At 64.9% G+C, this 20,426-nt stretch carries 23 protein-coding genes; 13 read left to right on the forward strand and 10 right to left on the reverse strand.

Features of this window, described 5'->3' with window-relative positions; genetic code table 11:
- Window positions 1–20 precede the first annotated feature (20 nt).
- The 9 genes from GRX03_RS07910 (at window position 21) to GRX03_RS07950 (ending at window position 7,009) form a co-directional block, all read left to right on the forward strand.
- The gene (locus GRX03_RS07910) at window positions 21–482 is read left to right on the forward strand and encodes a metal-dependent hydrolase (protein ID WP_159763648.1); all 462 of its coding nucleotides are present in this window, start codon (window positions 21–23) and stop codon (window positions 480–482) included.
- Window positions 483–660: 178 nt separating this feature from the next.
- On the forward strand, window positions 661–1,602 hold the full coding sequence (locus GRX03_RS07915) for a replication factor A (RefSeq protein ID WP_159763649.1): 942 nt from the start codon (window positions 661–663) through the stop codon (window positions 1,600–1,602).
- 1 nt (window position 1,603) lies between these two features.
- Window positions 1,604–2,197, forward strand: a complete 594-nt coding sequence (locus tag GRX03_RS07920) for an RPA family protein (RefSeq protein WP_159763650.1) — start codon at window positions 1,604–1,606, stop codon at window positions 2,195–2,197.
- Window positions 2,198–2,303: 106 nt separating this feature from the next.
- Window positions 2,304–2,750, forward strand: coding sequence for a CopG family transcriptional regulator (locus GRX03_RS07925; protein WP_159763651.1), 447 nt, complete (start codon window positions 2,304–2,306; stop codon window positions 2,748–2,750).
- A 109-nt stretch (window positions 2,751–2,859) separates the two neighbouring features.
- Entirely contained in the window at window positions 2,860–3,438 is a 579-nt protein-coding gene (locus GRX03_RS07930; protein ID WP_159763652.1) for a DUF655 domain-containing protein, read from the forward strand.
- Window positions 3,438–4,295, forward strand: a complete 858-nt coding sequence (locus GRX03_RS07935) for a 16S ribosomal RNA methyltransferase A (RefSeq protein WP_159763653.1) — start codon at window positions 3,438–3,440, stop codon at window positions 4,293–4,295. Before GRX03_RS07930 ends, GRX03_RS07935 begins: the two co-directional genes overlap by 1 nt.
- Window positions 4,292–4,897, forward strand: coding sequence for a HemK2/MTQ2 family protein methyltransferase (locus tag GRX03_RS07940; protein WP_159763654.1), 606 nt, complete (start codon window positions 4,292–4,294; stop codon window positions 4,895–4,897). The genes GRX03_RS07935 and GRX03_RS07940 overlap by 4 nt, the downstream gene beginning before the upstream one ends.
- 61 nt (window positions 4,898–4,958) lie before the next feature.
- On the forward strand, window positions 4,959–5,951 hold the full coding sequence (locus GRX03_RS07945) for a 5-methyltetrahydropteroyltriglutamate--homocysteine methyltransferase (protein WP_159763655.1): 993 nt from the start codon (window positions 4,959–4,961) through the stop codon (window positions 5,949–5,951).
- A complete protein-coding gene (locus tag GRX03_RS07950) occupies window positions 5,948–7,009 on the forward strand; it encodes a methionine synthase (protein ID WP_159763656.1) in 1,062 nt (353 codons plus the stop codon). The genes GRX03_RS07945 and GRX03_RS07950 overlap by 4 nt, the downstream gene beginning before the upstream one ends.
- Window positions 7,010–7,212: 203 nt before the next feature.
- On the opposite strand, the gene GRX03_RS16535 is transcribed toward GRX03_RS07950, so the two are convergent.
- Window positions 7,213–7,686 carry a hypothetical protein gene (locus tag GRX03_RS16535; protein WP_201289200.1) on the reverse strand — a complete coding sequence of 158 codons (474 nt, stop codon included), beginning with the start codon at window positions 7,684–7,686 and terminating at the stop codon, window positions 7,213–7,215.
- Window positions 7,687–7,785: 99 nt separating this feature from the next.
- On the opposite strand from GRX03_RS16535, the gene GRX03_RS07960 reads away from it, so the two are divergent.
- Window positions 7,786–9,222, forward strand: a complete 1,437-nt coding sequence (locus GRX03_RS07960) for a radical SAM protein (RefSeq protein ID WP_159763657.1) — start codon at window positions 7,786–7,788, stop codon at window positions 9,220–9,222.
- A 2-nt stretch (window positions 9,223–9,224) separates the two neighbouring features.
- Window positions 9,225–9,932, forward strand: coding sequence for a class I SAM-dependent methyltransferase (locus GRX03_RS07965; RefSeq protein WP_159763658.1), 708 nt, complete (start codon window positions 9,225–9,227; stop codon window positions 9,930–9,932).
- 8 nt (window positions 9,933–9,940) lie between these two features.
- On the opposite strand, the gene GRX03_RS07970 is transcribed toward GRX03_RS07965, so the two are convergent.
- The 7 genes from GRX03_RS07970 to GRX03_RS08000 all read right to left on the reverse strand — a co-directional run bounded on the left by GRX03_RS07970 (window position 9,941) and on the right by GRX03_RS08000 (window position 16,876).
- Window positions 9,941–10,789 (reverse strand): ABC transporter permease, encoded by an 849-nt coding sequence (locus GRX03_RS07970; protein WP_159763659.1) that lies wholly within the window; start codon window positions 10,787–10,789, stop codon window positions 9,941–9,943.
- On the reverse strand, window positions 10,786–11,763 hold the full coding sequence (locus GRX03_RS07975; RefSeq protein WP_159763660.1) for an ABC transporter ATP-binding protein: 978 nt from the start codon (window positions 11,761–11,763) through the stop codon (window positions 10,786–10,788). Before GRX03_RS07975 ends, GRX03_RS07970 begins: the two co-directional genes overlap by 4 nt.
- Before the next feature lie 161 nt (window positions 11,764–11,924).
- Window positions 11,925–13,562 carry a methyl-accepting chemotaxis protein gene (locus GRX03_RS07980; RefSeq protein ID WP_159763703.1) on the reverse strand — a complete coding sequence of 546 codons (1,638 nt, stop codon included), beginning with the start codon at window positions 13,560–13,562 and terminating at the stop codon, window positions 11,925–11,927.
- 160 nt (window positions 13,563–13,722) lie between these two features.
- Window positions 13,723–14,949 (reverse strand): P-loop NTPase, encoded by a 1,227-nt coding sequence (locus tag GRX03_RS07985; protein WP_159763661.1) that lies wholly within the window; start codon window positions 14,947–14,949, stop codon window positions 13,723–13,725.
- Between the two features lie 64 nt (window positions 14,950–15,013).
- Window positions 15,014–15,706 (reverse strand): alpha/beta hydrolase family protein, encoded by a 693-nt coding sequence (locus tag GRX03_RS07990; RefSeq protein ID WP_159763662.1) that lies wholly within the window; start codon window positions 15,704–15,706, stop codon window positions 15,014–15,016.
- A gap of 108 nt (window positions 15,707–15,814) precedes the next feature.
- Window positions 15,815–16,495 (reverse strand): class I SAM-dependent methyltransferase, encoded by a 681-nt coding sequence (locus tag GRX03_RS07995; protein WP_159763663.1) that lies wholly within the window; start codon window positions 16,493–16,495, stop codon window positions 15,815–15,817.
- Between the two features lie 30 nt (window positions 16,496–16,525).
- Complete coding sequence (locus tag GRX03_RS08000) at window positions 16,526–16,876, reverse strand: PLD nuclease N-terminal domain-containing protein (protein WP_159763664.1); 351 nt, start codon at window positions 16,874–16,876, stop codon at window positions 16,526–16,528.
- Window positions 16,877–16,999: 123 nt separating this feature from the next.
- On the opposite strand from GRX03_RS08000, the gene GRX03_RS08005 reads away from it, so the two are divergent.
- Entirely contained in the window at window positions 17,000–17,230 is a 231-nt protein-coding gene (locus GRX03_RS08005) for a DUF7472 family protein (RefSeq protein WP_159763665.1), read from the forward strand.
- Here GRX03_RS08005 and priL read toward each other — a convergent pair whose 3' ends face one another.
- Window positions 17,231–18,301, reverse strand: coding sequence for a DNA primase regulatory subunit PriL (gene priL / locus GRX03_RS08010; RefSeq protein ID WP_159763666.1), 1,071 nt, complete (start codon window positions 18,299–18,301; stop codon window positions 17,231–17,233).
- A gap of 117 nt (window positions 18,302–18,418) precedes the next feature.
- On the opposite strand from priL, the gene GRX03_RS08015 reads away from it, so the two are divergent.
- A complete protein-coding gene (locus tag GRX03_RS08015; protein WP_159763667.1) occupies window positions 18,419–18,925 on the forward strand; it encodes a hypothetical protein in 507 nt (168 codons plus the stop codon).
- On the opposite strand, the gene GRX03_RS08020 is transcribed toward GRX03_RS08015, so the two are convergent.
- A complete protein-coding gene (locus tag GRX03_RS08020) occupies window positions 18,926–20,383 on the reverse strand; it encodes an RtcB family protein (protein WP_159763668.1) in 1,458 nt (485 codons plus the stop codon). It abuts the gene before it with no gap.
- Window positions 20,384–20,426: the final 43 nt, after the last annotated feature.

Below are 20,426 nucleotides of genomic sequence, written 5' to 3' on the forward strand. Positions count from 1 at the left end.
CGCCGGCGAGTATATCCGGTATGCAGGGACTCGGCCACGTCGGAGCCGCGCTGCTGGTGTATCTCCCGCTCGGAGCGGGGCTCCGACTCGCGGGTGAGCCGGAAGCCGCTGCCGGCGGACTCCTCGTCGCGATAGCACTCTCCTCGCTGCCGGATATCGATCAGTCGCTTCCGGTCCCGCATCGCGGCCCGACACACACCGTCTGGTTCGTCTCGGCCTGCGGGCTGCTCGCGGGTGCGCTCGGCTGGCTCTGGAGCGGCCCGACGGCGGGGTTGGTCGCCGGGACCGCGGCCGGGCTGTCGCTGTGCTCGCATCTGGCCGCCGATAGCATCACGCCGATGGGGATTCGGCCGTTGCTCCCGCTGTCGTCCCGGGAGTTCTGCTTCAGTATAGTCTACGCCGCAAACGAACGAGCCAACCGGTTGTTGTTCGGCGCTGGCGCGTTGGCAACAGTGTGTTCGTATCTGCCCGTGGTGGTCTGAGGGCTTCTGGCGCGAATCAGCGACCAACCGAATGAAGATGGCGGCTGGGGCGAGTCGTGCGCGATTCGGCCGCTGGACTGGAGTTACAGTTTCACTCCGGTCGCACAACCTTTTATGCGATGGGGAGCCAAGCGTCGTATGTCTCCCATTGAAAACGACGCGGAGACAGTGAACGCACATGACTGAGAGCGATTTGCAGACCCACGCAACGGAGATACACGAACAGTTTTCAGACCAGCTCGATATTTCGGTCGACGAGGTTCAGGACCGACTCGAGACGCTGGTCAACGAGTACAAGGTTCCCACCAGCGAGGCCCGACGCAGCGTCGTCAACACCTACCTCGACGAGGCCGGGATGGAGCGAGACGACCTCGGCGGCGGTGGCGGCGGCAACGACCGCGTCGAGGTCAGCGATATCGACAGCCCGGAGGAGTGGATCGACCTGACGGCGAAGGTCGTCGACCTCTGGGAGGCCAACAGCGACGCCGTCGCGCAGGTCGGCCTGCTCGGCGACGAGACCGGCACCGTGAAGTTCACCAAGTGGTCGAAATCCGACCTGCCCGCCCTCGAAGAGGGCGAGGTCTACGACCTCCGGAACGTCGTCACCGACGAGTACCAGGGCCGGTTCTCGGTCAAACTCAACCGGACGACGACCATCGAGCAGCTGGACGAGGAGATGGAAGTCGGCGAGGACGACGTCGAAATCGAGGGCGCGCTCGTCGACATCCAGTCCGACTCCGGGCTCATCAAGCGCTGTCCCGAGGAAGACTGCACGCGCGTGCTCCAGAACGGGCGGTGTTCGGAACACGGCGAGGTCGAGGGCGAGTTCGATCTGCGGATCAAGGCCGTCATCGACGACGGTAACGACGTTCACGAGGTCATCTTCGACCGCGACCTGACCGAGGAACTCACCGGCATCACGCTGGACGAGGCCCAGGAGATGGCTATGGACGCCCTGGATACCTCCGTGGTGGCCGACGAGATGCACGAACAGATCCTGGGTCGGTACTACCGGATCACGGGCCCGACCTACGGCCGGTACGTGCTGGCTGATGAGGTCTCCCGTCTGCAGGGGGAAGTGGATCCAGATGCCGTGCTGATCAAAGCGAGGTCGATCTGAGATGTCGAGTGTACCAACCCGCGAAGTCGCCCGCCGCGTCTTCGCACGAGAGTTCAACGACGCGACCTACACGTTCAAAGAGAGCGACGACGACCGCGCACCGGTGTACGCGCTGCTGCCGACCGGCCAGCGCGCGAACCGGATCTTCATCGTCGGGACACTCACCGAAACGCAAGACGTCGGGGAGGACTCCGAGTACTGGCAGGGCCGGATCGTCGGACCCAACGGCGGGACCTTCTTCACCTACGCCGGCCAGTACCAGCCCGACGCCGCCTCAATGCTCCGAGAACTCGAACCGCCGGCGTACGTCGCCGTCGTCGGCAAACCCCGGACCTACGAGACAGACGACGGCGAGGTCAACGTCTCCGTCCGACCGGAATCGATCACGGAGGTCGACGAGTCGACCCGTGACCGCTGGGTGATCGAGACCGCCGAGCGGACGATCGACCGGATCAAACACTACCAGGAGGCCGAGGCCGACGAGTACGTCGAGATGGCCAGAGAGGAGTACGACCTGCCCGTCGAGAACTACAAGCGGGCGGCAATCGAGGCTTTGGAGAGTCTCGAAGCCGAATCCGAGGCGACCGCGGACTGACCGCGCGCGGATCGTCCGGACTCGCGTGTGACCGCGTAACACATTTTTTCGTTGATAGGTGTCTGACAAACGATTAAATACGATGAGTGACGACACCTAGCTAGCTATGGGCAACAAAAACAAGACGATCTCCTTCCGCGTCAGCCAGGAGAAGTTCGAGACGTTGCGGGGCATCGCGGAGGAGCGTGACATCTCGTTGTCTGCTGTCTTCCGGGATTACGTCGACTTGCTCGTTGCCCACGACGGCCAGGTCGAGGTCGTTCCCGAACACGAGCTCAACGAGTCGACCAACGAGAGTTCGACGGCGGAGAGTTTCCCGCCGAAAGTCGAAGTACCGAAAAGTTTCGTCCGCGAGCACGAGCGGCTGGAACTGGAAGCCGAGCATCTCCGCGAACAGCTCGAAGAGCACAAGCGGTACGTGACGAAGCTCCGGCAGGAACTCGACGAGTACGACCAGGAGGACGTGGTGCACCTGGACGAACTCGACGGCGAGGCCGAGGAGGACGACTCGCCGTACCGGATCGGGAGCGACTTCGACGACTCACAGTTCTGATTTCTCAGAGAGTCTGTACTGCCGGGAGGACTGCCCGGCCCGAGAGAGCAACTACCGACGGGTCGGTCCTTGCCCACGTTTAAGTGATCCGTCACCGTAGGTATCCGACATGAGCGACGACGAACGCGACGACGACGCCGGGGCGCCGACGGGGATCGTGCTCGATTTCCTCCCGCACGGCCGGACCGAGGACGACCGCCCGCAGTACGAGAAAGAGCCCCTCGCGTACGTGCTCGACTCCGAAGAGTTCGAGCTCTACGAGGCCATCACCGACAGCGACGCGAACGTCAGCATCGGGGACCGCCTCGACCTCCAGTCCGCGGAGTTCGTCTCGCGGTACAGCAGCATCGGGTACGAGGACCTTCCGGGGGGCGCACAGTCCGAACTCGAATACGTCATCGAGGATCTCGTCGAGGAGCAAGAACAGCGGTTCGTCGACTTCTACAACGACGCACAGCCGATCACGCTGCGGCTCCACCAGCTGAATCTTCTCCCCGGAATCGGCAAGAAACTCCGGAACAACATCCTCGACGAGCGAAAACGCAAACCCTTCGAGGGTTTCGAGGAACTCGAAGAGCGCATCGGCGGGCTCCACGATCCCGAGCAGGTGCTTGTCGACCGCATCATGGAGGAGTTACGGGAGGACGACCTGAAATACCGGATCTTCGCCCGCCGCGAGGAGGAGTGATGCCCGGGCAGTTTCGCGATCCGGACGCGCTCCGTGCGCGGGCCGGCGTCGCCGGCGACCCGAGCCGCGATCAGCACTTTCTGGTCGACGACCGCGTGCTCGACCGTCTGCCCGAGTACGCGACCGAGGCCGGGATGGACACGGGTCACGTCCTCGAAGTGGGCGGGGGAACGGGGGCACTCACGGACCGCCTGCTCGCCGTCGCCGACCGGGTGACAGTCATCGAGCGTGACCCGGACCTCGCGGCGTTTCTCGAATCGGAGTTCACCGACTCCGTCGCAGAGGAGCGGTTGCGCGTGATCGAGGGGGACGCGCTGGAGGTGGCCCTGCCGGAGTTCTCGGCGTCGGTCTCGAATCTCCCGTACGGCATCTCCAGTGAGATCGTCTTCCGGTTGCTCCCCGCGGGCAAACCGCTCGTACTCACCTTCCAGGCGGAGTTCGCCGAGCGGATGGCCGCCGACCCCGGCACGGAGGAGTACGGTCGACTGTCGGTGACCGCCGGCCACTACGCCGACATCGAGATCGTCGAGCACATTCCGCCGGAGGCGTTCGATCCACAGCCCGCCGTCGACAGCGCCGTCGTCAGGACCACTCCCCGCGAGCCCGAGTACGACGTGCCCGACGACGACTTCTTCATGCGCTTTCTCCGGGCGGTGTTCACACAGCGGCGGAAGACGATGCGCAACGCGGTTCGCAACACCGTCCACATCTCCGGCCTCGGGGACGGTGACGCCGTCGTCGAGGCGGCGTCGGAGGAACTGATGGGCCGGCGGGCCGGCAACGTTACCCCGGCGGAGTTCGCACGACTCGCGACGCTGGCCTGGGAGGTCGGTGACCCCGGTGAACCGGACGCATGACCGAGGAAAGCGACGACGGAGAGATCCCGCAACTGGCCGAACAGCGCGATGTCGAGACGGTGTACCAGCCCGCGGAGGACTCGAAACTGCTCGCGGATGCCGTCGTCGAGACCATCGACCCGGGCCTGCGAGTTCTCGACGTGGGGACGGGATCTGGATACCTCGCCACCCGCCTGCGCAACGAGACCGACGCGGACGCCGTCGGCGTCGACCTCAACCCCGAGGCCTGCCAGCAGGCGTTCGAGGCCGGCGTCCCGGTAGTCCGTGGCGACATGTTCGAGGCCTTTCGCGACGAGGCCTTCGACGTGGTGGTCTGCAATCCGCCCTATCTTCCCACCCCGCCGGAGCAGGAGTGGGACGACTGGATGGAGCGGGCGCTGTCGGGCGGCGAAGACGGCCGCGCGATGGTCGATCCGTTCCTCGACGGCGTCGGCCGGGTGCTCGCAGACGGCGGGACCGCATACCTGCTGCTCTCGACGCTGACTGGTCCCGACGAAGTTCGGGCGTACGCCCGCGAGCGCGGACTCGACAGCGAGATTATCGCGGAAGAATCCCATCCGTTCGAGAAGTTGCTGGTAGTGCGGTTCCGGCCCGGGCCGTAGATTACTATTGAGCATATCCGAAAAGAAAATATTAAAGCCCGTCATGACCTATCGGGGTGCAATGACAGAGATTGTTGCGACGACACCCGGGTTGTATCCGTTGCCCGACTGGGCGAAGGAGCAACTCAAAGACCAGAAGGGCAACCAGAAGGAGGATCTGATCAGCGGCGACGAAGGCGCGGAGATCCAGGACTCGTACGAGGAGGTCCGAACGGAGTTCATCGACGCACAGCAGGCGGCCAGCTTGGACCTCGTCGTCGAGGGCCAGGGCCGGTGGGACGATATGCTCGCGCACCCGCTGGCGGTCAACGACGCGGTCGACACCCGCGGCATCGTCCGCTACTACGACAACAACAACTTCTACCGCGATCCGGTCGTCACCGGCGACCTGGAGGCGACCGGCGATATCGCCGAGGAACTCGAAGCGGCGAGCCAGCAGGTCGAGAATCTGCAGGCGGTCCTTCCGGGGCCGTACTCGCTTGCGGACCTGGCGACGGACGAACACTACGGCGACGAGGCGGCGTTCCAGGCGGCGATTGCGGAGTTTCTCGCCGAGGAGGCGGAGCTACTGCCCGATGTCGAGACGCTGTTTCTGCTCGAACCGTCGCTCGTGGAGAACGCGCCCGGTGACGGCGCGGACGAACGCGCGAGCGAGGCCATCGACACGGTTGCAGGTGCGACCGACGCCGATGTCGTCGTCCACCCGTACTGGGGGGCGCTCGAAGAGAAGGTCTACGCACACGTGATGGACGCCGATATCGACGCGCTCGGCTTCGATCTGATCTCTGATCACGAGCAGAACGTCTACAACGCCCAGGAGTACGGTGCGCCGGACGACGTTGCGCTCGGCATCGTCGACGGCCAGAACACGCTGGTCGAAGAGCCCGAGACCATCGAGGAGCGCATCGAGTGGTTCACCGACCAGACCCAGCAAAACGACTACGAACGCATCTACGCGACGACGAACACGGAGACGTTCTACCTGCCGGTCAACCGCTTCGAGGAGAAACTCGAGGCGCTTGGCGCACTCAACAAGACAGAGGTGAAAGCATGACACGCGAACAGTTCAGACCCGACGACCACGACAACGACCACTTCCTGCTGACGACCGTCGTCGGCTCGTACCCGAAACCGAAGTGGCTGCACCGCGCGCGAGACCTCTACGAGGACGACGACCACGACTTCGACGAGGAGAACTTCGAGGAGGCGAAAGACGACGCCTCCCGTCTGATCACCAAAGAGCACGAGCGCTGTGGGCTGGATGTCGTCGTCGACGGGGAGATGCGGCGCAACGAGATGGTCGAGTACTTCGCCCACCGCATCGACGGCTACGAGTTCAACGGCCCGGTCAAGGTGTGGGGCCACAACTACTTCGACAAGCCCAGCGTCGTCGAGGAGGTCGAATACGACGAGGAGTGGCTGATCTCCGAGTACGAGTTCACGTCCGATGTCGCGGACACGCCCGTCAAGGTGCCGATCACGGGACCGTACACGCTCGCTAGCTGGTCGTTCGACGAGGTCTACGACGACGAGGAACAGCTCGCCTACGAGCTCGCCGAACTGGTCAACGAGGAGATCGAAGGCCTCGTCGAGGCCGGCGCGCGGTACATCCAGATCGACGAACCCGCACTGGCGACCACGCCCGACGATCACGCCATCGTCGGCGAGTGTCTCGAACGGATCGCAGACAACGTGCCCGACGACGTTCGCCTCGGCCTGCACGTCTGTTACGGCGACTACTCGCGGATCTACCCCGAGATGCTCGAGTTCCCCGTCGAGGAGTTCGACCTCGAACTCTGCAACGGGAACTACGAACAGCTCGACGTGTTCAAAGACGAGGAGTTCACGAAAGATCTCGCCCTCGGTGTGGTCGACGTCCACGTCCGCGAACCCGAACCGGTCGAAGAGATCAAGGAGAACATCAAGAAAGGTCTGGAGGTCGTTCCGCCGGAGCGGCTGACGATCAGCCCCGACTGCGGACTGAAGCTCCTGCCGCGGGACGTCGCCTACGGGAAGATGGAGAACATGGTCCAGGCCGCCCGCGAGGTCGAAGCCGAACTCGACGCCGGCGAAATCGACATCGAAGCGCCGACCGTCTCCGCGGACGACTGAGCATACGGCGAGTGAAGCGAGCCGTCTCACTCGCCCGAACCCCGTGAGGGCGAGGGTATTTTTCCCCACGTTTTTACGAGGAGCGGTAGCCGAGCGACGCGAGGCTACCCGACGAAGTAAAAAGTGGTTGTGACATCGAAGCGCCGACTGTCTCCGCGGACGACTGATCGACGCGATCACCGAATACGCGGATCTGACGCCCGCTAATTCTGCGCTCGTTCGATCGCTTCGACCACGGCCTCGGTCGTCGGTACGTCGTGTCCCTGACAGAGGCGTCTACCGCCGACGACCATCACAGGCGGGTGGTAGCCGCCGTGGCGCAGCGCCCACGGGAGGTGCGTCCACCACGACCGCACCGAGAGGGAAACGTCGCCGTCGACCTGCTGGATCGCCTGCTGTGCCCGGCGGGTGAACAGGTGACACTCCCGGCAGAAGCTCTCGGGCACCCGTAGCTTCCCGTGATAGCCCGTCACGACGTAGACCGTGATCTGGACGGTATCCGACCCGGCTGTCTGCCCGGAAAACGGGGAGAGCCGTGCTCTGAGTGTCGTCTCGGACTCCTTCTCAACCGGTGTCGCTTCCGCGGCGCCGTCGGCTACGGCCATCTCACCGTCCGTGTCGGCTGCGAACGGCCCACCCCCGGCGTGATCGGTGGGACCGTCGACGCGGTAGTTCATACCGCTACTGGGGCGGCCGCCGGTATGCTCCCTGGGCGGTTGTTCGCAGGTCGCACACACGCACGGTTGTTTGATACTCGTTCTGCCACAGTAGTAGCCATGAGTCAGCGCGATCACCTCGCGGACACGACGACGCTCTGCCCGGAGTGTCTCGAACGGATTCCCGGAACCTACGAGGCCGAGGACGGGTCAGTGTATCTCTCCCGCAGTTGTCCGACACACGGCGACACAGACCGGAAGGTGTGGGACTCCGTCGACCACTGGGAGTGGGCGAGAACCTTCGAGCCAGAGGCCCCCTTCGATCCCGAGGGGGAGTTCACCGTCGCCGGTCACCACGCCTGCCTCGCCGTCGTCGAGGTCACGCAGGACTGCAATCTCTCCTGCTCGTACTGCTTTGCGAGTTCGGGGCCGGGCGGCGAACAGAAACCCTACGGCGACGTTCTCGACCTCCTGGAGACGGTTCGCGAGGAGAGCGGCCCCGTCCCGATCCAACTGTCCGGCGGCGAACCGACAGTTCGCGATGACCTCCCCGAAATCGTCGCCGAGGCCGCGGAGATGGGCTTCGAGCACATCCAGGTCAACACCAACGGACTCCGCATCGCGGAGGAGGACGGATACGCGGACCAACTGGCCGACGCCGGGGCGACCGCGGTCTACCTGCAGTTCGACGGGTTGGAGTCGGAGACCTACGAATCGATCCGGGAGGCCGACCTCGCCGGGACGAAACGGGAGGCGGTGGCGGCCTGCGACCGGGCAGATCTGTCGGTCGTCCTCGTTCCGACCGTCGTGCCGGGAGTCAACGACCACGAGATGGGGGCGATCGTGGAGTTCGCGCTCGAAACGGATATCGTCGAGTCGGTCAACTTCCAGCCGGTCGCGCACTTCGGCCGGGTCGCCGAACACGGCGAGCGGTTCTCGCTCGACGAGGCCGCGCGGCGACTCGCGGACCAACTCGGGGATATCGACCCGCGAGATCTGATGCCGGTGCCGTGTTGCTCGGCGTACTGTCACACCGCGACCGCACTCGCTCGGACGCCGTCGGGAATCACCGCGGCAACGCAGTTTCTCGACGACGACCTCTACACCGACGTGGCCGGCAGCGTCGACGAGTCCGACTGGCTGGATCTCGTCGCCTGCACGCCCGCTGGCAAGGAGTCGGCGGACGAGGTCGGTGGCTGCTGTAGCCCGGATCTGTCGAATCTCCCCGGCGAGGAGGCCTCGACGGGTGACTCCTGCTGTGGCCCCTCCTCGTCGAGTCCGCTTGACTCGCTCGGACTCGATCCGAGCGACCTGCTCGAGAACGTCCTCCCGGTCTCCTTTACCGGATTTATGGACGCCGACGCCGCGGACGCCTGTCGGCTCGACAACTGCTGTGTGTCGGTTCCGACGCCGGACGGCGACCTCGTTCCCTTCTGCGGGTACAACATGACGACCGACGACGGCGAGTACGCTCTGCGCAACCGGGAGGGGTGGGGCGGCCGGCCCGCCGTCGGCGAACCGGTCGACGCCGAACCGACGACGACGGACGACGACTGAGTATGCAGGGACTGATCGAAACCGCGTTGTCGAACCCGTGGGCGACGCTGGATCGACTCCTCGACGGGCCGCTCCATCCCGGCGGCCGAGAGAGCACCGAGCGACTGCTCGACAGGGCGCGCGTCGACGGCGGGACGCGGTTGCTCGACGCTGGCTGTGGACCCGGAGAGGCCGTCGAGGCCGCCCGCGAGCGCGGTGTCGAACCCGTCGGGGTCGACCTCGATCCGCCCGCGGGCGGCGTCCGCGGAGATCTTGCCGCTCTGCCGATCCGCACCGACGCGGTCGACGTCGTCCTCGCGGAGTGTGTGCTCTGTCTCCTCTCCGAGCGCGGTGCGGTGTTCGGGGAGTTCGACCGCGTGCTCGCTCCGGGCGGTCGGCTCGCGGTCTCGGACGTGGTCGTCGAGGACTCCGCCCCCGACCTCCCCGACCCCGTGCTGGAGGTGCTCTGTCTGACGAACGCGACGGATCGCGCGAGTTTCGTCGCGGAGATCGAACGGGCGGGGTTCACCGTGGAGTCGACCACAGATCACCACGACGACCTGCTCGCGATGCGTGACGAGGTAACGTCGAAGGTGGACTACGAGGCGATGCTCGGGCTGATGGGTGACCGCGGTGCGCGGATCAGCGGCTATCTCGACTCGCTGGAAACCGCGGTCGAAAACGGGGAGATCAGCTACGTCTCGCTCGTCGCGTCCAGAGGCGGGGAGTGACGGGCAAGCTATCCGATGTTGGCGCGCTCGAACCGAACGACGCCGATCAGCAGCGGGACCACGAGCCACGCGAGCAGTAGCGCCAGCCCCATCTCGCCCTGCACGTACCACGCCGCCGCGTCCGGATTCAGCCCCTGGTTGACCAGGAAATCCTCCGGAAACGCGAGCGTCGTCGAGGTGAGATACGACTGCGTCGGACTGATGAGCATCGTCACGAAGTTGATCGGATCCTGTCCGATCCCCAGATCGAGCAGGTCGTTGAGCAGGTAATCGAGGGCGGCGTCGATCGAGAGCCCGTTGAACAGGATGAGCAGATTCGTCAGGAAGTAGAACGCGAGCGCGCCGCCCATCGCCCGCGAGCGGGTGGCGGTCGAGGCGGAGATAGCGATTGCGACGGCGACGTACGCGAGCGCGTACAGCAGCGTCAGGGCGGCGATAGCGACGAAGGTACCGATCATGAGATCGGAAAACCAGACGAGCGAGAGCACGGCGGCGACGACGAAGGCGAACAGAAGCGACGCGGTGACGACGGTCACCCGGGAGAGGAACTTCCCGAGAACGAGGTCACGGCGGTTGATCGGCGTCGAGAGGAGGAACTTGATACTCCCCGATTCGCGCTCGCCGGCAATCGAGAGATACGCCGCCACCAGCGCAATCGCCGGGATGAACAGCGCCCCGACGAAGACGAGGTTCCACAACCCCAGCAGCACGTCGGCGAATCCGTCGATCCCGCCGAACTCGTTGATCTGGTAGAAAAACAGCACCGTGACCAGGGTAAAGAGCAGGCCGACGAACCAGACGATCTTCGCCCGGCGCACGTCGAGGATGTCCTTGCGCATCACGCCGATGGCGCTCATTGTGCCACCTCCTGTCTCGTCTCGGCCTCCTCGGCGCTCTCTACCGCCTGGCCCGAGTCGGCCGTGTTCGCCTCGCCGTTGCCGGTGTAGGTGTTGAATAGCTGTTCGAGGGAGGTGTCCTCGGAAATGATGTCCTCGACCGTGGTGCGGTCGTCGAGGTCGGTGACGACGCGGACCTTCGCCTCCGGGCCGGTGAGTGTCGCGTCGACGGTGTGATCTCGAACCGTGACGCCTCGGACGCCGTCGAGAGATTCGAGCGCACTCGCTCGGGGCGGGTCGGAGACCTCGACGCTGATCGACGCCCCGAGATCGAGGTCCCCGCGGAGGTCGTCGAGGGTGCCCTCTGCGACGAGTCTCCCCTCGTTCATGATGCCGACGCGATCACAGACGGCCTCGACTTCGCCGAGGATGTGACTCGAAAAGAAGACGGTACGGCCGCCGTCGGCCTCCTCTTTGATGATCTCGCGCATCTCCTGCATGCCCGTCGGATCCAGCCCCGAAGAGGGCTCGTCGAGGATGAGGAGGTCGGGATCCCCGATCAGCGCCATCCCGAACGCGAGACGCTGCTGCATCCCTTTCGAGTACTCTCCGACCGGCCGTTTCCCGTCCTCTGCCGAGAGACCGACCCGTTCGAGCATCGCCTCGATATCGTCGTCGGCCCCCTTGGAGTTGGCCATCCACGTAAGGTGTTCCCGGCCCGTCAGACGGTCGTACAGCTCCCCTCCCTCGGGTAACACGCCGATACGCTGGCGGATCTTCTTCGCGTTCTCCTCGGGATCGTACCCCAGCACGGTCGCCGATCCAGAACTCCGACGGATCAGGTCCAACAGCATGTTGATCGTCGTCGACTTTCCGGCCCCGTTCGGCCCGAGAAAGCCGTATATCTCGCCCTCCTCGATGGCGAGATTCAGGCTATCGACGGCCGTGAGGTCGCCGAACGTCTTCGTCAGGTCGTTCGTTTCGATGACGGTCATACCTCACAGTTGAACAGACCACTAAAAATAGCCAGCTGTGGGGTTTCTCGCGGGGAAACAGCGTTTCAACTCGTCTCCGAATCCGGCTCCTCGACGGATCCGCTAGCAGTCCACTCAGCACAGGCCGTGGTGACGGAACGCTGGCTAGGAGACGGGTGTCGTCAGTTCGTCGGCGCGGTCGCGCGCCGTGTCTGCTGGCGATCGGCTACCGTGAACTCGGCCAACAGCGCCCGCAGTTCGTCGGACTGGCCGGAGAGACCCCGGATCGTCTCCGTCACCGCCGTGACGGAGGAGGCCTGCTGGTCGGCGGCAGCGGCGACATTTTCGGCCTCGGCGGTCGTCTCCTCGCTGACGCTGGCGACGTCGTCGATCATCCCGACGACTTCCTGGGTCGTCTTTGCCTGTTCGTCCGTCGCGTCACTGATCTCCTGCATCGTCTGGTTGACCGTCGTGATCTCGTCGACGATCTCCTCGAAATCGACCAGCGCCGTCTCGATGGTGCCGAGGCTTTCGGACACCTGTGACTCCATCTCCTGAACGTCCGCGACGGTCCGCTGTGAGGCCTGCTGGACGGTCGCGATCCGATCGGAGATCTCACCGGCGTACTCCCGGGTCTCCTCGGCCAGTGACTTCACTTCGTCGGCGACGACCGCGAAGCCGTCACCGCTCTGGTCCGCCCGCGCGGCCTCGATGGAGGCGTTCAGCGCGAGCATGTTCGTCTCCTCGGCAATCTCCTCGATGAACGAGACGATCTCGTCGATTTCGCCGACCTGCTCGGCGAGGTCTTCGACGGCGTCTGCGGTCCCGCCGATACCGTGTTCGAGTTCGTCCAACTCGTCGAGAGCCGCCTCCGCAGATTCCCGGCCCGACCGGCTCCGGTCGGCGGCCCCCTGTGCGGTCGTGGCGGCGTCGTCGGCGGAGGCGGCGATCTCCTCGACCGTCGCAGAGAGCGTGTTGATCTCCTCGGAGATAGCCTGAAGATCCTCGGACTGGCCGGCCGCGCCGTCGGAGATCTCCTGGACCGAGCGCGAGACAGCCGAGCTTGCGTCGTCGATCTCGTCCATGCTCCGTTCCGCGTCGTCGCTGGCCGCCGAGACCTCGGCGGCGAAGGATTTGACCTCCCGGATCGTCTCTGCCAGGGTCTCGACGAGTTGGTTGTAGTTTTCGACGAGTTCGAGGTGTTGCTGTTCGTCGGTCTCCAGCTCCTCGGGGTCGATCGTCGCGGTCAGATCCCCGGCCTGCGCCCGCTCTGCGGCCTCGCCGAAGGCGGCGACGAGGTCGTCGAGACGCTCCGAGCGGCGTTCGAGTCGGTCGGTCATCTCCTCTAACTCCTCGGTGTGTGACTGGAGATTGTCGGCCATCCGCGAGAGCGACGCGCCGAACTCGCCGGGAATCTCCTCGTCCAGAGCCGGGTCGTCGAACCGCTGTGCCGCGAGCGCGTCCGCCTGTGTCGAGACCGTTCCGAGATACGCGTGCATCTCCTCGAACGATCGGATTAGACTCCCGATTTCGTCCGTCTGGTCGCTCTCCGGCAGATCGACATCGAGGTTGCCCCGAGCGATCTCTTCGGCAGTTTCTTCGAGGCGAGCGACCGGTTCGGTGAAATCCGTCCGGACGATCAGGATCGTGTTGTACATCGCGAGGACCGCCCCCAGAAAGAGCGCGCCCGCGAGTGCGAACCAGACGGCCCCGGAGAGCACGAACGGGGTGAGAAAGATCCCGATCGTGACGAGAAACTGGATGAGGACGGCCGTGAACACTTTCCGTTCGACCGATTCCGTGATACCGAGCAGATCCATGGTTCCCCACAGCAGGGACTCGTACCGGGATCGGAGATCTGAGGACTCCATTCTTGACATACCCGGTTTTCACGGGACCGGCCTATTAAACCAACCGCAATTCTCAATCCGTAGAAAACCAGTACCGAGACACCGGTGTCCTAAGGCGAAGAGCGGTCGCTTACGAGGTGGCCTGCGGCTCAGTTCTCGCCCGTGATAACTCGAGGACGACGCCGGTCGTGCCGCCCTGTGCGGTATCGACGCCACCGAGCATCTCGCCGGCATCCGCTTCGAGGTCGTCGAGAACCGCTGTCGGGTCCTCGACGACGGCTTCGACCGTCTCGTCGGGATCTGCGAGCGCGAGTTCGGCGCTCAGTTGCCGGACCTGGTTCTCCGGCGGGAGGCTCCGCAGATCGACTGCGCTTTCGGGAATCGCACCGAGCACCTCGTCGACGAACTCCTCGACGCTGTCGGCAACGCCGGTGAGGGCTTCGTGACCGCCCTTTCCGCCGGGGTTGCGCTGAAGCTCTCGGTCGAACGGCAGTCGGTGGAGCGTCGGCACGTCGAGATCGACCGTATCGTCGAAGAGGTCGTTCTCCTCGCCGCAGCAGTCACACTCGTAGGTGCTCATGTTCTCGACGGCCGCGATGGGGGTGACGCCGTTCTCCTCGAACAGATCGAGCGTCCGCTGTGTGTCGTCGATGCTCGCGTCGAACGGCGTCGTGACGAGCACCGACCCGTCGACCGGAACGTGTTCGAGCAACGCGCCGGCCACGTCGTCGGACCCGGCAGGCATGTCGATAATCATGATGTCCCGGTCCTCCCAGGCCCCCTGGCCGAGCAGGTTTTCCATCGCGCCGTAGGCGATTGCTCCGCGGCGGGCGGTCGGCGCCTCGCCGCCGACGACGCCGGGGCTGAGCATCTGGATCCCCTCAGTTTCCAGCGGCACCGGTTGTCCGAGGTCGTTCTGGAGCACCGGCCCCTCGACGTCCTCCAGCAGGTGGGGGACGTTCGGGCCGTAGATATCGGCGTCGAACAGCCCGACCTTGTGCCCGCGGGCGGCGAGCGTCCGGGCGAGTGCGACGGAGATGGTCGTCTTTCCGACGCCCCCTTTCGCGCTCGCGACGGCGATCACGTGCTCGGCTTCGGGAAGTTCGACGTCCTTGTCGGCGTGATCGACGGGCTGGATGCGGACGTGTTCGGCGTCGGGCAGCGAGAGCGCGGCGCCGCGGAGTTGCTGGACGATTCGCTCTTTGAGGTTGTCACCGAGGCCGTCGATAGTGATGTCGACGAAGATGGTGCCGTCCTCTCGGCGGACGCGCTGGACGACGCCTTTCGAGATTGGGTTGCTCCCGTCCGGTAGCTCGATCTCCTGGAACGGTTCTGGGGGTGGACCACTCGTTGCCATTAGCTGTCCCTACACCGAGCAGGTGGTTAAGAAGGCTCCTCGTTCCCACGGTGTGAAAATCCGGTCACCGGTCGAGCGTCGCCAGCCACGCGAACAGTCGATCGCGCATCCGCGCCTCGGCGGCCCGGGAAAAGCGGTGGCCCTCACCGGCGTAACAGTCGAGCAGGGTATCGACCGAGAGCAGACCCGCGGCGTCGATGCTGTCCTCGATCGCCACCGAGTCGTCGTCGCGACCGTGGAAGAGTGCGACCGGGACGGAAATGTCGGCTGCCGCCGACTCGAAGGGATACGATTCGAGATCGTCGAAAAACGACCGTTCGATGCCGACGATCAGCCCGGAGCCCTCCGACGGCGGCCGATACCGCTCGAACGTCTCGGTGGTCGTCACCGGAGCGCGGACCGCAATCGCCTCGACGGACGCCGTAGCGCCGACGTGGAGTGCGACTTGCCCGCCGAAACTCGACCCGAACAGGACCGTCTCGGCGGGATCGAAATACGAGAGCACCGCGCGGAGGTCGGCGATTCGGGTGCTCAGGTTCTGTCCTCCGAACGACCGCGAAGACTCCCCACAGCCCCGGAAGTCGAACCGGACGCCGTTGTACCCTTCCTCGACCGCCCGCACACACCGCGACTCGTAGCTCCCGGTCTTGTCGCTGAGAAAGCCGTGACAGCAGACCAGAAACCGGTCACTGTCGGCTTCGTGGTGGACCGCGACGATCCGTTCGCCGTCGATAGGGATCTCGTGTCGCGTCGGCATCTCAATCGGCCCCACCGTCTGACGCCGGCGGATCTGCTAGCTGTGCCGTACCAGCCTGTTCGGACGGAGGATTACAGGTCTTGCTACAGGCACATAGGAGAGAACGTATCACGGGGCGACCCCCACCGTCAGGAGTGTCCCCCACCGCCGATACCGGTCGACCATCGCCTCCCGGGAGTCCCACTCTTCGGTCGGGAACTCCTCCGCCGGGGGGATGTCGACCTCCTCGTCCGGAATCGTGTCCTGTTCGGCCACGATCAGCCCGGCGTCCTCGAAGGCCTCGCGGTACTGCGACCGGTCCCAGCGGAGCATCTCGATGCTGATCCTGTCCTGCCACTCGTGGGTCTGTGTCGACTCCTCGAAGTAGTTGACCGCACAGTAGAACGTTCCGCCCGAGCGGAGCACCCGCCGGAGTTCTTCGAGCACCGCAATCGGCTCCTGAGCGTAGTAAAACGCCTCCATGCTCCAGACGTGATCGATGCTGTTCGAGGCGATAGGAAGGTGGTGGAAATCCCCCTGCAGGAAGCCGATCAGCGGGTCGTCGGTGTACGCTCGCGCGTTGTGGACCATCTCCGGCGACCCGTCGAGACCGATCGACAGGCCGGTGTCGTGTGTCTCCCGGAGGGCCCGGAGCGCGTAGCCGGATCCCGTCCCCAGATCGAGAATGCGGTCGCCGGGTTCGACTGGCATCCGGGCGAGTGCGTGTTTGGCCGTGTGCCAGTGTCGCTGTTCCATGCCGCGGTCCTTGCCCGACTCCGCCCAGGAGTCGAACTCCTCTTGAACGCTCATACCGTCGGAAGGGAGCGACCGGTCATACTGTTACCGTTTTTCCTGCCACTCGTCGCTGGGTTCACGCCGGAACTCCTCGTCGTCCTCGTCGATGACATCCGGGTCGCCCCCCCGGGCCAGTCGCGTGTCGTCGGCGCGGTTCTCGTGGATCTCGAAGACGCCGTCGGTGTACATGTCGCGGTCCGGATCGGGCGTCCGTTCCTCGCGCTCGAAGAGATACGCGAAAAACCCGAAAAACGGGACGAGAAACGAAATGAGGGCCCACTTCGTCGGGTCCATGCCGTAGTCGGGCGCGTCGACGTAGGCGAAACCGGCACAGAAGGCCAGCAGGAGAACCGGCACGGCGATCAGCAGCGAGATCAGTACCGGACCAGGTGTCATACGCATACGTTGGCCCGGAACTACCTAAACGTTCAGCCCCGCTGTCGCCGGGTCGGGGACGGCGGCCGGACGGCCATCGCGGGCTTCGAAGCTCTTTTAGCCGTCCCTGTGGAATCCGCCCGCATGGACATCGACAAGAAGACGAGTGCGCAGATTGTCGCCTCACTCGTCGCCATCGGGCTGTTTATCGTCGGGTTGATCGTGCTGGCCTCGCAGTACGGGACGACCCGAAACGGTGCAATCGAGATGTCCCCGACCGGCGGACTCGCGCTCGTCGCCTTCATTGCACTGTTCATCGTCGCGATGCCCGTCGTCGGCTACCTCATCGAGACGGCGGATCTCGACTCCGAGTAGCTACGACTGAGCGGTCTCGTCTCGCTCGCGCCAGTCGATGATCTCCTCCTCGTCGGCGTCGTCTAACTTCGCCTCGTAGTACGCCAGCGGGTGAGAGATCTGCTCGCAGAGGTCGTCTTTGTTGACACAGTCGCCGTAGGACTGCATCGTCGAGCAGGCCGGCGGTGAGTACTCCGTCGGGCTCGTTTTCCCGCGGATATGATCGACCTGATAGCGGGTCGCCTCCTCGCCGAACCCGGGGTTCACCTGGAAGAGTTCGACGATCTCGTCGGTCGTCATGCCGATTGTCGTCAGAAACGTAGCGATGGCGAACCGGGAGTGGTGTTCGAGGTGTTCGCCCTTCTGGACCTGATCGAGGAGGGCGGTCATGCAGGGCGGGAACAGGTCGGGAACGACGGTGTCGATATCCCGCGTCAGATCGAGATCGGCGAGCCGTTCTCGGATCTGTTCGCACTCCGCGTCGAGGTGGCTCGCGATGGCGTCGGGGACCGACAGAGGCAACCCCTCGTCTACCCGGTCTCTGATCGCCTGCCGGATGAGCACCAGTAGCTCCGACTCGGAGAGTTCGATCTCACCGTCTCGCAGCGTGCGGTTGACAAGCCGCCACTCGTCGCCCCGTTCCTCCGTGGCGTATGCGAGATACGTCCCGACGGCGACGCTGTAGGCGTCGTCGGTCTCTCGGACCCCCTCGGTCATTCCGAACTCCGCGAGGAGCGTCCGAATCGAGAGTTGCTCGCGGTCACGGCTTTTCAGTTCCGTCGTCTCGGTGAACTCCGCCTCGAACCGCTCGTGTGCCGTCGCGGCCTCGGCCCGGGCGTACTTCCGGGTGAGCACGTGTTCGTCGATCAGCGAGACCAGCACCCGCGCCACCGGATACGAGAGCAGTTCGACCCGGTCGCGGCGGTGAGGCGCACCGACCCGACCGGAGTCGAGGGCGGTCTCGACGCGGTCGAGTGCGCGGGTCCGGACCGCCTCCTCCTCCCGGACGACGGTGACCAGATCCACGTCCGCGGCTTCGACGGCTTCCCGGGCCGACTGGAGAAACGGATACCGGGCGTGCAGCGGTTTCATCGCCCCCTCGTTCGAGGGCCGGGCGCAAAAAGCCGGCGTTACCGGGCAGGTGCCATTATCAGTTCTTGTGGCGGGGCCGAATCACATATATAACCGACTGTCGTACCGCCTCGTAGCATGACGAGTCCGTCGACCGACCGGCGAGCGTCCTCCGAAACGCTCGGCGTCGCGGTCCTCGTCGGAATGACGATTCTCGTCACGGCCGGTCTCGGGCTGGGTGTGGTGTTACTCGACCAGCAACAGGAAGCCCAGACCGCACAGGTGGACTTCACGTTCATCGGCGACCAACTGGTCGTGATCTACGAGGATCCCCAGGACCGCCGCGCCGGGAGCCTCTACATCGACGGGCCGGAGGGCAACGTGAGTTGGGCCGACCTCGACAACAGCAAGTCACCGGACGATATGGTAACAGAGCGCGATAACATCCGTGTCGGGCCGAACTCCGCCTACGGCGCGAAGGTAAACCAGGACGCGCGGTACGATCTGGTCTACATTACACCCGACGGAAAGCGGTACGTTCTCGCGAGCGCCAACGCCAGCGGTAGCAACGGCGAGGGATCGAATCCGTCGACCGGCCCCGACGGGCCGGGCGGCCCCGGCAGCCCCAGTGGCCCCGGCGGCTGATCAGCCCTTGATGTTACAGACCGGGTAGGTCCGGGCGACCTTGTCCCCGATACCGAGCGCGTCGGAGACGTTGACGACCTCGTCGACATCCTTGTAGACGCCCGGGGCCTCCTCCGCGACCGTCGCGCCGCTTTGGGCTTTGACGTAAATCTGGTCCTGCTCGCGGAGGTCGTCCTGCACGTCCTCGCCCCAGAACTCGTTTTTCGCCTGCGTGCGGGACATGAGTCGCCCCGCGCCGTGGGCGGTCGACCCGAACGTCTCCGAAAGGGAGTTCTCGCCGCCGCGGAGGACGTAGCTGCCGGCGCCCATGCTGCCGGGGAGCAGAATCGGCTGGCCGACACCGCGGTACGTCTCGGGTAGTTCCGGCCGTCCGGCAGGGAACGCGCGGGTCGCCCCCTTCCGGTGGACGAAGACCTCGCGCTGCTCGCCGTCGATGTCGTGTTCCTCGCGTTTCGCGATGTTGTGTGCCACGTCGTAGAGGAGTTCCATCTCCATGTCCCGCCAGTCCCGGTCGAACACCTCCGCGAAGACCTGCCGGGTTTCGTGCATGATCAACTGACGGTTGACCCACGCGAAGTTGATGGCCGCACACATCGCACCGTAGTACTGCTCGGCCAACTGCGACCCTGCCGGCGCGGCGGCGAGTTCCTTGTCGGGAAGTCGTTCGAGCAGTCCCTGGTGAGTCTGCTCGATTTCGCGGAGGTAGTCCGTACAGACCTGATGACCGAGGCCCCGGGACCCGCAGTGGATCAGGACGACAATCTGGTCGCGTTCGAGACCGAACTCCGCGGCCACGTCCTCGCGGAAGATGTCCGTCACGCGCTGGACTTCGAGGAAGTGGTTGCCGCTGCCGAGGCTGCCGGCCTGGTTTCGCCCCCGGTCTTTGGCCTTCTGAGAGACTGCGGCGGGGTCGGCGTCCGGCCGACGCCCCTCGTCCTCGCAGTTCGCCAGGTCCGACTCGATTCCGTAGCCGGCTTCGAGCGCCCACTCGACGCCGCGGTCCAGAATCTCCTCGACCGGCGCGTTGTCGACGACCGCACCGCCGCCGAGTCCCGTCGGAATCGCGTCGAACAGGGCATCGACGAGCTGTTGTTCGTGGCCCCGGATCTCCTCGTAGGTGAGGTTCGTCCGCAGCATCCGGACGCCACAGTTGATGTCGTAGCCGACCGCCCCGGGGCTGATACAGCCGTCCTCGGCATCGATTGCCGCGACGCCGCCGACCGGGAAGCCGTACCCCTGGTGGCCGTCGGGCATACAGATGGCGTACTTCTTGATGCCGGGTAGATGCGTCGTGTTCGTGATCTGTTCGAGGGTCTTGTCCTGCTTGATCTCCTCGAGTAGCTGTTTACTCGCGAGCACGCGTGCGGGCACGCGCATGTCACCCGTCTTTGGAATCTCCCAGACGTGCTCTCGGACCCGTTCGAGTGTCACGTCACCGGCGTCGAACGTTTCGGTCATATCTGTACATCCTGCGAGCAGGGGTAAGAACATTCGGAACGGC

Source organism: Halovenus carboxidivorans, assembly GCF_009831575.1.
GTDB lineage: Archaea > Halobacteriota > Halobacteria > Halobacteriales > Haloarculaceae > Halovenus > Halovenus carboxidivorans.

Coding starts and splice junctions, on each gene's coding strand:
- GRX03_RS07925 (WP_159763651.1), top strand. CDS start 2,304: ATGGGCAACAAAAACAAGACGATCTCCTTCCGCGTCAGCCAGGAGAAG.
- GRX03_RS07930 (WP_159763652.1), top strand. CDS start 2,860: ATGAGCGACGACGAACGCGACGACGACGCCGGGGCGCCGACGGGGATC.
- GRX03_RS07920 (WP_159763650.1), top strand. CDS start 1,604: ATGTCGAGTGTACCAACCCGCGAAGTCGCCCGCCGCGTCTTCGCACGA.
- GRX03_RS07970 (WP_159763659.1), bottom strand. CDS start 10,789: ATGAGCGCCATCGGCGTGATGCGCAAGGACATCCTCGACGTGCGCCGG.
- GRX03_RS16535 (WP_201289200.1), bottom strand. CDS start 7,686: ATGAACTACCGCGTCGACGGTCCCACCGATCACGCCGGGGGTGGGCCG.
- GRX03_RS08000 (WP_159763664.1), bottom strand. CDS start 16,876: ATGACACCTGGTCCGGTACTGATCTCGCTGCTGATCGCCGTGCCGGTT.
- GRX03_RS08005 (WP_159763665.1), top strand. CDS start 17,000: ATGGACATCGACAAGAAGACGAGTGCGCAGATTGTCGCCTCACTCGTC.
- GRX03_RS07990 (WP_159763662.1), bottom strand. CDS start 15,706: ATGCCGACGCGACACGAGATCCCTATCGACGGCGAACGGATCGTCGCG.
- GRX03_RS08015 (WP_159763667.1), top strand. CDS start 18,419: ATGACGAGTCCGTCGACCGACCGGCGAGCGTCCTCCGAAACGCTCGGC.
- GRX03_RS07950 (WP_159763656.1), top strand. CDS start 5,948: ATGACACGCGAACAGTTCAGACCCGACGACCACGACAACGACCACTTC.
- GRX03_RS07915 (WP_159763649.1), top strand. CDS start 661: ATGACTGAGAGCGATTTGCAGACCCACGCAACGGAGATACACGAACAG.
- GRX03_RS07960 (WP_159763657.1), top strand. CDS start 7,786: ATGAGTCAGCGCGATCACCTCGCGGACACGACGACGCTCTGCCCGGAG.
- GRX03_RS07985 (WP_159763661.1), bottom strand. CDS start 14,949: ATGGCAACGAGTGGTCCACCCCCAGAACCGTTCCAGGAGATCGAGCTA.
- GRX03_RS07940 (WP_159763654.1), top strand. CDS start 4,292: ATGACCGAGGAAAGCGACGACGGAGAGATCCCGCAACTGGCCGAACAG.
- GRX03_RS08020 (WP_159763668.1), bottom strand. CDS start 20,383: ATGACCGAAACGTTCGACGCCGGTGACGTGACACTCGAACGGGTCCGA.
- priL (WP_159763666.1), bottom strand. CDS start 18,301: ATGAAACCGCTGCACGCCCGGTATCCGTTTCTCCAGTCGGCCCGGGAA.
- GRX03_RS07935 (WP_159763653.1), top strand. CDS start 3,438: ATGCCCGGGCAGTTTCGCGATCCGGACGCGCTCCGTGCGCGGGCCGGC.
- GRX03_RS07965 (WP_159763658.1), top strand. CDS start 9,225: ATGCAGGGACTGATCGAAACCGCGTTGTCGAACCCGTGGGCGACGCTG.
- GRX03_RS07910 (WP_159763648.1), top strand. CDS start 21: ATGCAGGGACTCGGCCACGTCGGAGCCGCGCTGCTGGTGTATCTCCCG.
- GRX03_RS07945 (WP_159763655.1), top strand. CDS start 4,959: ATGACAGAGATTGTTGCGACGACACCCGGGTTGTATCCGTTGCCCGAC.
- GRX03_RS07975 (WP_159763660.1), bottom strand. CDS start 11,763: ATGACCGTCATCGAAACGAACGACCTGACGAAGACGTTCGGCGACCTC.
- GRX03_RS07995 (WP_159763663.1), bottom strand. CDS start 16,495: ATGAGCGTTCAAGAGGAGTTCGACTCCTGGGCGGAGTCGGGCAAGGAC.
- GRX03_RS07980 (WP_159763703.1), bottom strand. CDS start 13,562: ATGGATCTGCTCGGTATCACGGAATCGGTCGAACGGAAAGTGTTCACG.